This is a genomic window from Microbacterium gallinarum (assembly GCF_014837165.1).
GTDB lineage: Bacteria > Actinomycetota > Actinomycetes > Actinomycetales > Microbacteriaceae > Microbacterium > Microbacterium gallinarum.
Map to the genome: position 1 here is coordinate 237,930 of NZ_JACSPM010000004.1, position 13,277 is coordinate 251,206.

Annotated in this window: 12 protein-coding genes; 9 read left to right on the forward strand and 3 right to left on the reverse strand. The window is 69.6% G+C overall.

Annotation, left to right across the window (positions count from 1 at the left end; all coding sequences use genetic code 11):
* Positions 1 to 64: 64 nt before the first annotated feature.
* The 7 genes from pyrH to H9622_RS12960 are packed head-to-tail and all read left to right on the forward strand — an operon-like array spanning position 65 to position 4,939.
* Positions 65 to 784, forward strand: coding sequence for a UMP kinase (gene pyrH, locus H9622_RS12930; RefSeq protein WP_055965392.1), 720 nt, complete (start codon positions 65 to 67; stop codon positions 782 to 784).
* 51 nt (positions 785 to 835) lie between these two features.
* Entirely contained in the window at positions 836 to 1,390 is a 555-nt protein-coding gene (gene frr / locus H9622_RS12935) for a ribosome recycling factor (protein WP_191766822.1), read from the forward strand.
* Between the two features lie 5 nt (positions 1,391 to 1,395).
* Positions 1,396 to 2,535 carry a phosphatidate cytidylyltransferase gene (locus tag H9622_RS12940; protein ID WP_191766823.1) on the forward strand — a complete coding sequence of 380 codons (1,140 nt, stop codon included), beginning with the start codon at positions 1,396 to 1,398 and terminating at the stop codon, positions 2,533 to 2,535.
* Positions 2,532 to 3,095 (forward strand): DivIVA domain-containing protein, encoded by a 564-nt coding sequence (locus tag H9622_RS12945; RefSeq protein WP_191766824.1) that lies wholly within the window; start codon positions 2,532 to 2,534, stop codon positions 3,093 to 3,095. The genes H9622_RS12940 and H9622_RS12945 overlap by 4 nt, the downstream gene beginning before the upstream one ends.
* A 58-nt stretch (positions 3,096 to 3,153) precedes the next feature.
* The gene (locus H9622_RS12950; protein WP_404802872.1) at positions 3,154 to 3,894 is read left to right on the forward strand and encodes an aggregation-promoting factor C-terminal-like domain-containing protein; all 741 of its coding nucleotides are present in this window, start codon (positions 3,154 to 3,156) and stop codon (positions 3,892 to 3,894) included.
* Positions 3,895 to 3,899: 5 nt separating this feature from the next.
* Positions 3,900 to 4,184, forward strand: a complete 285-nt coding sequence (locus tag H9622_RS12955) for a hypothetical protein (protein WP_191766825.1) — start codon at positions 3,900 to 3,902, stop codon at positions 4,182 to 4,184.
* Positions 4,185 to 4,210: 26 nt separating this feature from the next.
* Positions 4,211 to 4,939 carry an alpha/beta hydrolase gene (locus H9622_RS12960; protein WP_191766826.1) on the forward strand — a complete coding sequence of 243 codons (729 nt, stop codon included), beginning with the start codon at positions 4,211 to 4,213 and terminating at the stop codon, positions 4,937 to 4,939.
* 36 nt (positions 4,940 to 4,975) lie between these two features.
* Here H9622_RS12960 and H9622_RS12965 read toward each other — a convergent pair whose 3' ends face one another.
* A complete protein-coding gene (locus H9622_RS12965) occupies positions 4,976 to 6,037 on the reverse strand; it encodes an AI-2E family transporter (protein ID WP_191766827.1) in 1,062 nt (353 codons plus the stop codon).
* A gap of 178 nt (positions 6,038 to 6,215) precedes the next feature.
* Between H9622_RS12965 and H9622_RS12970 the strand changes: the two genes are divergently transcribed.
* Positions 6,216 to 8,081, forward strand: coding sequence for a glycosyl transferase (locus tag H9622_RS12970; protein ID WP_191766828.1), 1,866 nt, complete (start codon positions 6,216 to 6,218; stop codon positions 8,079 to 8,081).
* On the forward strand, positions 8,078 to 9,022 hold the full coding sequence (locus tag H9622_RS12975) for a tetratricopeptide repeat protein (protein WP_191766829.1): 945 nt from the start codon (positions 8,078 to 8,080) through the stop codon (positions 9,020 to 9,022). The genes H9622_RS12970 and H9622_RS12975 overlap by 4 nt, the downstream gene beginning before the upstream one ends.
* A 19-nt stretch (positions 9,023 to 9,041) precedes the next feature.
* Here the strand turns inward: H9622_RS12975 and glgB are convergent, their stop codons facing one another.
* Both glgB and H9622_RS12985 read right to left on the reverse strand, forming a co-directional pair.
* Positions 9,042 to 11,219: a 1,4-alpha-glucan branching protein GlgB gene (glgB, locus tag H9622_RS12980; protein WP_191766830.1), complete on the reverse strand. Its 2,178-nt coding sequence runs from the start codon at positions 11,217 to 11,219 to the stop codon at positions 9,042 to 9,044.
* Positions 11,216 to 13,201, reverse strand: a complete 1,986-nt coding sequence (locus H9622_RS12985; RefSeq protein ID WP_191766943.1) for an alpha-1,4-glucan--maltose-1-phosphate maltosyltransferase — start codon at positions 13,199 to 13,201, stop codon at positions 11,216 to 11,218. The genes glgB and H9622_RS12985 overlap by 4 nt, the downstream gene beginning before the upstream one ends.
* Positions 13,202 to 13,277: the final 76 nt, after the last annotated feature.

Genomic DNA, 13,277 nt, shown 5'->3' on the forward strand with positions numbered 1-13,277 from the left:
TCGAACACCGATGCGGGCCTTTTCTCATGCCCTTCGGTAGTTTGTCCCCAACGAGAGGATCGTCGTGATCACTGAGACCACCGGGCGCCGCCGCGTCCTCCTGAAGCTGTCCGGAGAGGCCTTCGGCGGCGGGCAGCTGGGCGTGAACCCCGACGTCGTCAGCCAGATGGCCCGTGAGATCGCCGCAGCCGTCGACCGCGTCGAGATCGCCGTCGTCGTCGGCGGCGGGAACTTCTTCCGCGGCGCGGAGCTGAGCCAGCGCGGCATGGACCGCGGCCGGGCCGACTACATGGGCATGCTCGGCACGGTGATGAACGCCCTCGCGCTGCAGGACTTCCTCGAGCAGGCGGGTGCCGCCACCCGCGTGCAATCGGCGATCTCGATGACCCAGGTCGCCGAGCCCTACATCCCGCGGCGTGCGGAGCGTCACATGGAGAAGGGCCGCGTCGTGATCTTCGGGGCCGGCGCGGGCCTGCCCTACTTCTCCACCGACACCGTCGCCGCCCAGCGTGCCCTCGAGATCGACGCCCAGGAGGTGCTGGTCGCCAAGAACGGCGTCGACGGCGTCTACACGGCAGATCCGAAGAAGGATGCCTCGGCCACCAAGATCGACCGCATCACCTACCTCGACGCGCTCCAGCGCGGCCTCAAGGTGGTCGACTCGACCGCGTTCAGCCTGTGCATGGACAACAAGATGGACATGCGGGTCTTCGGCATGGAGCCTGCAGGCAATGTCACACGCGCGCTGCTCGGTGAGTCCATCGGCACGCTCGTCACGGCGTGAATCCCGCCGCTGAGTAGACTGATCAGGCCCCACCCCGATGAAGGAGACACAGTGATCGCGGACGTCTTGGCCGATGCCGGAGCACGCATGGACCGTGCCGTCGAAGCCGCGAAGGATGACTTCGCCACGGTTCGAACCGGACGTGCGAACCCTCAGCTCTTCCAGAAGGTGCTGGTGGACTACTACGGCACCCCGACGCCGCTCGCGCAGCTGGCGTCGATCAACAACCCCGAAGCGCGCTCGCTCATCATCACGCCGTACGACAAGTCCGCGCTGAAGGCGATCGAGCAGGCCATCCGCGACATCCCGAACCTCGGCGTGAACCCCACGAACGACGGCAACCTCGTGCGCGTCACGATGCCCGAGCTCACCGAGGAGCGCCGCAAGGAATACGTCAAGCTCGTGCGCTCGAAGGGTGAAGACCACAAGGTGCACCTGCGCGGCATCCGTCGCAAGTCGAAGGATGATATCGACGCCCTCAAGAGCGAGTTCGGCGAGGACGAGCTCAATCGCGCCGAGAAGGAGCTCGACGTCATCACGCGGGCGCACGTCGACGCCATCGACGAGGCGCTCAAGCGCAAAGAAGCCGAGCTGCTCGAGGTCTGAACCCGATGTCCGATGCACCCGGAGGGCCCGCGGGGGGTGACTCGTCACTGCCCGCGGCTCCGCTGACCCGTCGCGAGGCGGCTGAGGCCCGCCGAGACACCGAAACCGACGTCGCCGCACCGGCCGCCCCAGCGCCGGGCGAGGCGGTTGCGTCCGAGTCCGCCGAGTCCGGGCCTGTCTCCCCGTCGCACCCCCGCGCCAAGCGCTCGGAGTTCGAGACGCAGGTGGCCCACGCGAGGGCCGAGTTCGAGACACAGGTAGCGCATGCGCGCGCCGAGTTCGAAGAGGCCAACGAGCGCATCAAGGCGCGCACCGGCCGCGATCTCATCCTGGCCACGCTCATCGGCGTGGCTGCGGGAGCCGTGCTCATCGGCTCGCTGATCTTCGTGAAGCAGCTGTTCGTGGTGTTCGCCCTCGCCGCCGTGCTTCTGGGCGTCTTCGAGTTCTCGCGGGCGCTCGTCGCGGCCGGCCGCAAGATCGATCTGGTCCCGCAGCTCGTCGCGGGCGGGATCATCGTGGTGTCGGGCTACTTCCTCGAGCTGTGGCTGCACTGGGTCGTCGTCTTCGTCGCGATCGCGCTCGTCGTCGTGTGGCGGCTCCTCGCTCAGATGACCGCGCGCGACGGCCGCACGTACGGCGCGGTGCTGGGCGATGTGCTGATCGGCGGATTCATCCAGCTCTACGTCCCGTTCCTGGCGAGCCTCTGCGTGGTGCTTCTCGCCCAGGACGGCGGAGAGTGGTGGGTGCTGGCGTTCATCGCGGTCGTGGTCGCCGCCGACACGGGCGCCTACGCCGCCGGCATCATGTTCGGCAAGCACCCGATGGCGCCGCGCATCAGCCCCAAGAAGACCTGGGAGGGCTTCGCCGGTGCGGTCGTCGCCGTCATCATCGCCGGTGTGCTGCTGGGCATCTTCATGCTCGGGCTCAACTGGTGGGCGGGCATCATCATCGGCGTCGTCATCCTGGGAACGGCCACCGCCGGCGACCTGGGAGAATCGATGATCAAGCGCGACCTCGGCATCAAGGACATGAGCTCCTGGCTGCCCGGTCACGGCGGTGTGCTCGATCGACTCGACTCGATCCTGCCGTCGGCGGCCGCCGCGCTGGCCCTCTATTACCTCTTCTCCCCCCTGGTGGCATCATGACGACAGAGCCTGCCGGCCCTCCGGCGGCGTTCCCGGAGGCGCGTGGACGCGAGAAGGGGTACGACAAGAAGGCCGTCGACGAATTCCTCGCCCGCGCCCGCACGGCATTCGAGGCCGGGGGAGAGCCGCTCACCGCGGCCGACGTGCGCCGTGTCGCCTTCCCGCTCGTCCGTCGCGGCTACGTGATCTCGTCGGTCGACGCCGCCCTCGGGCGCATCGAAGACGCGTTCGCCGCCCGCGAGCGCGAGACGGCGGTGTCCGACCTCGGCGCTCACGCCTGGGTCGGCAAGACCCGCGAGACCGCACAGGTCGTCCTCGACCGGCTGTCCCGCCCTCGCGGTCGACGCTTCGATCGTGTGTCGATGCTGCGCTACGGCTACCGTGTCGACGAGGTGGATCTCGTCGCCGACAAGGTGTCGCGCTTCATCGAGTCGGGGGAGTCGGTGACGGTCGAGCAGGTGCGATCGGTGGCGTTCCGCATGCAGCGCGGCGGCTACCGCGAGACGCAGGTCGATGCCGTGCTCGACTCCGTCGTCGAGATCATGCTCGCGGTGACGTGACGCCGCGCACCGATCTCGGATGGCACCTGCCGATGACGATCGCTAGACTCGGGGAACTGTGACTTCCGGAAACGACCTGATCCCGACTCGGCGCTCCCGTCGTCAGTCCGTGTCGACCGTCGCGGAAGCACGCGTCGTCGCGCCCCGTCGTCCGGCGGCTCCGACGCCGCGCTGGTCGCGCCGTCGCGGCGTCCTCGGAGTGTTCGCCGGCTTCGCGGCGATCGGGTTCGTGGTGGCCTACATCGGACCCACCGGCATGGCGATGTCGCAGGCGAACGCGCAGGAAGCCGCGCCCATCACCCTCTACGCGAGCTCGCTGGGCGACATCCAGACCCGGGCCGTCGTCGAGACGGACGACGCCGAGGAAGAGCCCCGCTCGCTCGATCGCGGCGGCTACACGGTCTACGTCAAGCCCAAGCCGAAGCCCAAGCCCGTCGAGACGGCTACCGGATCGACCTCGTCCACCGGCTGGGCCCCGCCTTTCGTGACGCCGGACCCCGGCAGTGCGCAGGCCATCGCGTACACCATGGTCACGGCCCGCGGCTGGGGCGACGGCGAGTTCTCGTGCCTGGTGGCGCTGTGGAACAAGGAGTCCGGCTGGCGGGTCAACGCCTACAATGCCTCGAGCGGCGCCTACGGCATCCCGCAGGCTCTCCCCGGCAGCAAGATGGGCAGCGCCGGCGCCGACTGGGAGACCAACCCCGCCACGCAGATCTCGTGGGGCCTGGGCTACATCGGCGGCCGTTACGGCACGCCCTGCGGCGCGTGGGGCCACTCGCAGCGCGTCGGGTGGTACTGACCGCGATGCCGCGGTCCAACAGGCGTCGCCCCGGATCGAGCGGCGACGAGTCCTTCGAGCGCCTGCTCGCCGGCTGGAAGCGCACCGAGGTGCGTCGGGGCGTGGAATGGACGGTGCAGCCGGTCTCGGCCGCACAGGCGCAGAAGAGCTACGTGTGCCCCGGATGCGGTCGGTTGATCGACGCCGGCGTCGCCCACCTGGTGGCGTGGCGCGCCGACGGGGTGCTCGGCGACAGCGCCGATCTCGCCGCGCGCCGGCACTGGCATCAGCATTGTTGGAAAGTGGCCTGACGGCCCACGCGTGAGGATCGGTTGAGATGGAGATCCGTGGACCCGTGATCCTGCCCGCTCGTCGGGAAGACATCGAATTCGAGACGCTCGACGGGCTGACGCTCGTCGGCGAACTCGCCCTGCCCGAGGGCCGCGATCCCGTCGCCACCCTCGTGACGCTGCACCCGCTGCCGACGGCAGGCGGGTTCATGGACTCGCACATCTTCCGCAAAGCGGCGGGCCGGCTGCCCGCCCTCGCCGACCTGGCCGTCCTCCGGTTCAACACGCGCGGCACGACGTCGCAGCGCGGCACGAGCGACGGCGCGTTCGATGGCGGACGGGCCGAGGCGTTCGACGTCGCCGCGGCGATGGATTTCGTGCGCGAGCGCGGCCTGCCCACACCCTGGCTCGTCGGCTGGTCGTTCGGCACCGAGCTCGCGCTCAAGTACGGCCGCGACCACGACGTCGAGGGGGTCGTGCTCCTCTCGCCGCCGCTGCACCGCGCCACCGACGCCGAGGTGGCGGCGTGGGCCGCCGACGGCCGGCGAATGGTGGTGCTCGTTCCCGAGTTCGACGACTATCTGCGACCGGATGCCGCGGCAGAGCGCTTCGCGAGTGTGCCGCACGCGGTGCTGATTCCCGTCGAGGGGGGCAAGCACCTGTGGGTCGGCGAGAACCAGACGCGCCGGGTGCTCACCGAGATCGTGGCCGCCGTCAATCCCGACGCGCTCCCGCTCCCGACCGAGTGGGACGGCGCGCTGGTCGGCGAGTCCTGACGCCGCACCCGACGGCCGGCGGGACGCGGCATCCGCTCACCGCTCGTTCTGACGTGGGATGACCACCTGGCGGTAGATGATCAGGATGCTCGCCGCGACCGGGATCGCGACGAGGGCGCCGAGCAGGCCGAGCAGTGCACCGCCCGCGAGGGCGGCGATCACGACGACGGCGCCCGGCACCGAGACGGCACGGCCCATGATGCGCGGCGAGATCACGTACGCCTCGATCTGCATGTAGATCAGGTAGTAGATCGCCGCGATGAGGGCGGTCGTGGGCGAGCCCAGTCCGAGGCAGAACAGCACGATGATCGTCGAGCCGGTGAGCGTTCCGACCAGCGGGATGAGCGAGAAGAAGAACGCGATCACCGCGAGCACGGCGGGGAACGGCGCCTCGATGATCGACAGGAAGATCGCGCTGAGCACACCGTTGATCACGCCGAGGCTGAGCTGCCCGATGACGTAGTAGCCCACGGAGTCGGTGATCTGCTCGCCGAGGTCGATGAACCGCGCCCGCTTCGACGCCGGGACCAGCTGGTACACCGCACGCTTCAGGTTCGGCGTGGAGGCCGTGAAGTAGATCGTGAGGATCAGCACGATGAAGGCGCCCGCGAAGCCGGCGAGCACCGCGCCGCCGATCACGATGAGACCGCCGCCGATCTGCTCGCCGATGGCCCCGACGTCGAGCGACTCGAACCAGTCGTTGAGGTAGGTGAAGACGTCGTCGACGTTGAGGTTCGGGAACGTCTCCGTCATCCAGGTCTTCGCCTCGGCGACCGGGTTCCACCCCTTCTCGATGAGGTCCTGGATGTCGGAGACCAGCTGAGTGATCTGGCCGACGATGATCGGGACGATCATGACGAGGATGCCTGCGAAGACGCCCAGGACCGCCAGGATCGTGATGAGCACCGCCGCCCACCGGGGGAGCTTGCGGCGCTCGAGCCACGCCACGATGGGGTCCAGGCCCAGTGAGAGGAACAGCGCCGTCCCGACGTAGAGGAGGATCGTCGACAGGGTCTGGATGCTGCCGATCAGCACCAGCCCGAGTCCGACGCCCAGGGTTGCGACGAACGCCACCCGGAACGGATTGTGCACCTTCATGCGGCCCTCCCGACGCAGCCGGCGCGGTCGCCGGACTTCCGTTCCGTCAGGATACGCACTGCCGACGCCCAGCCCCGCGATTGGCCCCTCCCGGGCCCCTTTCAGGTCGACTTCGCTAGTCTGAAATGTCGAATCGAGGGCCTCCGCCGTCCGGGCGGGCCTGGGAGAGGTGTTATTCGTGCGTTTCGTTTGGGCCGTCGCGGCTTTCGTGCTCGCAGCCGTGATGATCGGGGCCGGCATCGCGCAGCGAACGATCTTCCAGGGACCCGAGAACGACATCGCCGCCATCTCGGTCGACGACGACGCCCCGTACCTCGTCATCGACGGCACGGTCCTCAACGAGATCCCCGGCGCGCAGACGCTGCGCGCCCAGGGCGACGGCAACATCTTCGCCGCCTACGGGCGCACCGCCGACATGCAGGCGTGGCTCGCCGACACCTCCTACAACGTCGCGACCCTCGATGACGAGGGCGAGATCGTGACCGAGCTGGTGGAGCCCGAGGCTCCTGCGGCCGAGAACGAGGCGCCTGCCGAGGGCGAGGCGGCGACCGAGGACGACGCCGCCACCGAGGGCGAGGCCGCCGCCGAGGAGACGGCTACCGAGGTTCCCGGGCGCTCTCCCGTCGGCTCCGACCTGTGGCTCGACGAGTTCCAGCAGAGCGACATCCTGATCGCGCCCCTCCAGCTGCCGTCAGAGATGAGTGTGCTGGTCGCGACGGACGGAACCCTGCCGGCCCCCTCGAACGTGTCGGTCTCGTGGCCGATCACCAACTCGACGCCGTGGGCCGGACCGCTCATCGTGGGCGGCGGCATCCTGATGGCCGTCGGCGTGTTCCTGTACATCCTGGGCATCCGCCATGCGCGCCGGTCGCGCGGCCCCCGCCGCAAGGGCCTCCCGATGCCCGTCACCGAGCCCATCGATCTCGCGATCGACGGCGCCGACAAGGGCGTCATCAGCTCGACGCCCCCCACGCGCCGCGCCGTGACCCGCGGCCGTCGCGCGTTCGCGGTGCTGCCAGTGGTCGCCGTGTCGGCCCTGATGTTCAGCGGCTGCTCCGCCGACGCCTGGCCGCAGTTCGGGGCAACGCCGACCCCGACGCCGACCGCTACGGTGATCGAGCAGGAGGGCCAGCAGGCGCCCGCCGTCACCAAGCCGCAGGCCGAGCGCATCCTCTCCCGCATCGCCGCCACCGTGGCGGAGGCGGACGAGTCGAAGGACAAGGATCTCGCGGCCACACGTCTCGACGGGGCCGCCCTCGCGGCGCGCACGACCAACTACACGCTGCGCGCCGCCATCGCCGACTACGCGGCTCCCGCCCCGATCCTCACGAAGCCGCTCGAAATCGTGCTGCCCGAGTCGAACGACGCGTGGCCGCGATCGGTCATGGCCGTCGTCGACGACCAGGAGAGCAAGACGTCGAGCATCATGGTGCTCACCCAGCAGGACGCCTGGTCTCCCTACAAGCTGTCGTACTCGGCCGGGCTCGAGGCGTCGACGGAGATGCCCGATCTCGCGCCGTACTACATCGGCGCGGTCGAGCCCGCCGCCGACTCGCCGTTCCTGATCATGGCACCCGAAGACCTCGCCGCGGCCTATGCCGACATCATCAACAAGGGCGAAGAGAGCGTGCACTACGACATGTTCGAGGCGGAGGGCGACCAGCTCCGCGCGAGCATCGCCGCCGACCGCCAGCGTCGCCTCGAGTCCTTCAACGAGACGGCATCCAAGACCGGCAGCCTCACGTTCTCGTCGGGCCCCGGCCAGTTCGGACCGCTCGCCCTCGCCACGGTGGAGAGCGGGGCGATCGTCGCGGTGAGCCTCATCGAGGTCGATACGGTGAAGCCGACGGACCCGGGCGCGGTCATCAAGCTGCCCGACAACCCGACGGTGAAGACCCTCGCCGGCGCCGATCAGTCGGCGAGCGGCTTCACGACCACGTTCACCGACCAGGTGTTCTTCTACGTTCCCGGGCAGGGCTCGACCGACAAGATCCGTCTGCTCGGCTACTCCTCCGACATCCTCGACGCGAAGGTGATCAAGTGACTGACCCCACCTCGGGCGCCGCGCTGCGCGGCGCTGTGGACCTTTCGGCTCTGCGCAATCGTCCCGCCACCCCGCCCGCGGGGCAGGAGGCGCCGGCGGCTCCGGGCGGCTCGGTGCCGTCGCTGGTGATGGACGTCACGGACGACACCTTCGCGCAGGTGCTCGAGCTCTCGCGCACCGTCCCGGTCGTCATCGACCTGTGGGCCGAGTGGTGCGGACCCTGCAAGCAGCTCAGCCCGGTGCTCGAGCGCGTGGTCACCGAGCTCGGCGGCCGCCTGGTGCTGGCGAAGGTCGACGTCGACGCGAACCCGCAGCTGTCGCAGGCCTTCCGGGCGCAGTCGATCCCGATGGTGGTCGCCCTGGTGGCCGGCCAGCCCGTGCCGATGTTCACCGGCGCGGTTCCCGAGCAGCAGGTGCGGGAGGTCTTCGCCCAGCTGCTCCAGCTCGCGGCGCAGAACGGCGTGACCGGCACGGTGAGCGTGTCGGAGGATGCCGCGGCCGAGGCTCCCGAACCTGTCGAGCCTCCGCTGCCGCCGCTGCACGCCGAGGCGTTCGAGGCCATCGAGGCGGGCGACTATCCGCGCGCGATCGCCGCGTACGAGAAGGCGCTGACAGAGAACCCGCGTGACGCGGATGCCCGCGCCGGGCTGGGTCAGGTCCGTCTGCTGGACCGTGTGCAGGGTGCCGACCTGCAGGCCGCCCGCGCCGCGGCCGCTGCCGCGCCGACCGACGTCGAGGCGCAGTTCGCCGTGGCCGACCTCGACATCGCCGGCGGACACGTCGACGACGCGTTCGACCGTCTGCTCGACCTGTTCGCCCAGCTCCCGTCCGACCAGCGCGCGCCGGTGCGCGAGCGCCTGCTCGAGCTGTTCGCGCTCGTCGGCGACGCCGACCCGCGTGTCACGCACGCTCGCGCGCGGCTCGCCTCGCTTCTCTTCTAGAGATCTCCCGCAGCGCCCGTCATCCCTGCGTGGGTGAGGGGATGTGCGCCTGCGGATCGTGCCGGAGCCACAGCACGCCGAGCGGCGGCAGCACGAGCTTCGCGCGTCCGCCCTCGCCGGCATGGACCACGCCGAGGTTCCCGACGCCCGAGCCGCCGAAGGCCGCGGCATCCGTGTTGAGCACTTCATGCCAGACGCCGCGCTCGGGCAGATCCAGCTCGTAGGACGTGATCGGCTCGCCGGAGAAGTTGCAGACGACGGCGATGGAGTTGCCGTGCCAGTCGCGGCGCGCGAAGGCGATGACGTTGGGGTTCCACATCGGCGCCCCCAGCCGCACGAAAGCTGCGCCGTCGCTGTCGCGCGCCCACAGGGCGGAATGATCGCGGTACACGCGGTTGAGGGTCGCGACGAACGAGTGCAGCTGCGCGTGCGAGGGCTGATCGAGCAGCCACCAGTCCAGCGAGCGTCCCTCCGACCACTCGGAGAGCTGGCCGAACTCCTGGCCCATGAACAGCAGCTGCTTGCCCGGGTGACCCCACATGTAGGCGAGGAACGCGCGCATGTTCGCGAGCTGCTGCCAGTGGTCGCCCGGCATGCGCCCGATGAGACTGCCCTTGCCGTGCACGACCTCGTCGTGGCTGATCGGCAGCACGAAGTTCTCGCTGAACGCGTAGACGAACGAGAACGACAGCTCGCCCTCGTGGTGGGAGCGGTACATCGGGTCGCGCTTGATGTACTGCAGCGAGTCGTTCATCCAGCCCATGTTCCACTTGAACCCGAAGCCCAGGCCGGCCTGACTCGTCGGAGCGGTGACCCCGGGGAAGCTCGTGGACTCCTCGGCGATCATCGCGATGCCCGGGTAGCGCTTGTAGGCGGTGGCGTTGACCTCCTGGAGGAAGCGGATGGCCTCGAGGTTCTCCCTGCCGCCGTGCACGTTGGGGACCCACTCGCCGTCTTCGCGCGAGTAGTCGAGGTACAGCATCGACGCCACGGCGTCGACCCGCAGGCCGTCGACGTGGAACTCCTCGAACCAGTACAGCGCGTTCGCGACGAGGAAGTTGCGCACCTCGTTGCGCCCGTAGTCGAAGATGTACGTGCCCCAGTCGCGGTGCTCGCCGCGTCGCGGGTCGGGGTGCTCGTACAGCGCCTCGCCGTCGAAGCGGGCGAGGGCGAAGGCATCCTTCGGAAAATGCCCCGGAACCCAGTCCATGATCACGCCGATGCCTGCGCCGTGCAGGCGGTCGATCAGGTAGCGGAGGTCGTCGGGATGGCCGAACCTGCTCGTCGGCGCGTAGTACCCGGTGACCTGGTAGCCCCACGAGCCGCCGAAGGGATGCTCGGACAGCGGCAGGAACTCGACGTGTGTGAAGCCCTGCGCGCCGACGTACTCGATGATCTGGTCGGCGGCCTCGCGATAGGACAGACCCGGTCGCCAGGAGCCGAGGTGGAGCTCGTAGACCGACATGGGCGATGAGACAGGGGTCGACTTCGCCCGGCGCTTCATCCACTCGTCGTCCGCCCAGCGGTACGACGACTGCGTCACGACCGACGCGGTGGCCGGCGGAACCTCGGCGAAGCGGGCCATCGGGTCGGCCTTGGTGACCCATCCGCCTGCACGGCTCAGCAGCTCGAACTTGTAGGTCTCCCCGGCGCCCACGCCGGGCACGAACAGCTCCCACACCCCGCTGCCTCCCATGGAGCGCATGGCATGGCCCTGGCCGTCCCAGTCGTTGAACGAGCCGACGATCCGCACGGCGCGCGCGTTCGGCGCCCACACCGCGAAGGCGGTGCCGCTCGTGCCCTCGAACTCGCGAACGTGAGCGCCGAGGACGCGCCAGAGCTCCTCATGGCGGCCCTCGCCGACGAGGTGGAGGTCGAGCTCGCCGATCGACGGCGGGAAGCGATAGGGGTCGTCGGCGACGTAGTCGGGACCGTCGTCGTACGCGGTCACGAGCTCGTAGCGACGCAGGGGGCCGGATCGGGTGCCCTCCCAGATCCCCGCGCGAACGTGCTCGAGCGGCACGCGGGTGCCGTCGACGAACACCGCGGTCACGCTGCGGGCGAGCGGACGGCGTGCACGGACGGTCCAGAGGGTGCCGCCCTCGGCGTCCTGGCCGGGGTGGATGCCGAGCACGCTGTGCGGGTCGTGGTGGGCGCCCCCGGCGATCGCGTCGAGCACCTCATCGGTCGTCGTCATCGCGTCTCCTTGACGTGCAGGATGTGAACGGGCTCGCGGAAGGCGTCCAGCTGGACGAAGTTGTGGTCGGACCAGGTCCAGCGCGCGCCTGTGACGAGGTCCTCGACCTCGTACGGGTCACCGGGCTGCACGCCCCACACGCGGGTGTCGAGGTGGATCATCGTCTGGCGCACCGAGTGCGGATCGGTGTTGACCACGACGATGATCGTGTCGCTCGCGCCGGTCGGCGACAGGGCCGCCGGCAGGTGCTTCGCGTAGACGAGGATCGCATCGTCGTCGCTCCAGTGGATGGTGATGTTGCGGAGCTGGCGCAGCGCCGGGTGATCGCGGCGGATCTCGTTGAGCCGCCGGAGCCACGGGGCGAGCGAGTCGCCGCGCGCTTCGGCGCCCTCCCAGTCGCGCACCTTGATCTCGTACTTCTCGTTGTCGATGTTCTCCTCGGACCCGGGCCGGGCCACGTTCTCGAACAGCTCGTAGCCCGCGTACACGCCCCACGTCGGCGCGGCCGTGGCCGCGAGCGCCGCCCGGATGACGTAGGCCGGACGTCCGCCGAACTGGAGGTACTCCGTCAGGATGTCGTGGGTGTTCACGAACAGGTTCGGCCGCATGAAGTCGGCCGTCTCGGTGGCGATCGACGTGAAGAACTCCTCGAGCTCCTGCTTGGTGTTGCGCCACGTGTAATACGAGTAGCTCTGCTGGAAGCCGGCCTTCGCGAGAGTCTGCATGACCTCCGGACGCGAGAAAGCCTCTGCGAGGAAGATGACGTCGGGGCGATCCGCGTTCACCGTTGCGATGAGCCACTCCCAGAACTCCAGCGGCTTGGTGTGCGGGTTGTCGACGCGGAAGATCGTCACGCCCTGGGCGATCCAGTGGCGCACCACGCGCAGCACCTCGGCGTAGATGCCCTCTGGGTCGTTGTCGAAGTAGACCGGGTAGATGTCCTGGTACTTCTTCGGCGGGTTCTCCGCGTAGGCGATGGTGCCGTCCGGGAGGGTGACGAACCACTCCGGGTGCTCGATGACCCAGGGGTGGTCGGGGGAGGCGTTGAGCGCGAGGTCGAGCGCGACCTCCAGCCCGTTCTCACGGGCCGCCCGCACGAAGGCGCGGAAGTCCGCCATCGAGCCGAGCTCGGGGCTGACCGCGTCGTGGCCGCCGTCGGCGGATCCGATCCCGTATGGCGAGCCCGGGTCTCCCGGTTCGGCCGTGAGGGTGTTGTTGCGGCCCTTGCGGTTGGTGGTGCCGATCGGATGCACCGGCGGGATGTACAGCACATCGAAGCCCATGTCGCGCACCGCGGGCATGCGGGCACGGGCGGTGCGCAGGTTGCCGGGTTTCACGCGCCCGTCCTTCAGGCGCTTCGCGCCCTCGGAGCGGGGGAAGAACTCGTACCAGGCGCCCACGCCGGCGCGCTCGCGCTCGACGAGCAGCTCGAGGATGGGTCCGCTCGACGCGATCGACATCAGCGGACGCTGGGCGAAGAAGCCGGTGATGGCGGCATCCCGCACGACGGCGAGCGCTCCGTCGCTGTCGATCTTCGGGTCGCGGAGGACGGCTGCGGCGCCGGCGAGCGCCTTGCGCTCGGCGGGGGAGCGGTCCTCCTCGATGCGCGCACGGTCGAAGAGCAGGGCGCCCATCTCACGCATCAGCTCCACGTCGACGCCCGCGGCGATCTTGACGTCGGCGGCGTGCTGCCACGTGAGGAAGTCGTCGCCGAAGGCCTCGAACCGGAACGTCCACAGGCCGTCCTCGAGCAGAGCCACGGTGGTCATCCAGCGGTCCAGGCCGTTCTCGAGCGGCGTCACGCCGTGTAGCGACTCGTCGCCCGACGGTGAGAAGAGCCGCAGGTGGACGCCGATCCGGTCGTGGCCCTCGCGGAAGGCGGTCACCCCGAACGGCACGGCCTCTCCGTTGAAGGCTTTCGCCCGGTACGGCTCGCCGGGGATCGACGGCGAAGGCTTGGTGAGAGGGATGCGCCCGGTCATCGTCGCGACGTGCGATTCGCCCACCGGCGCGGGACGGACGGGAAGGGCGGAGAGGCTCCGCCACGGACGTGGGGGA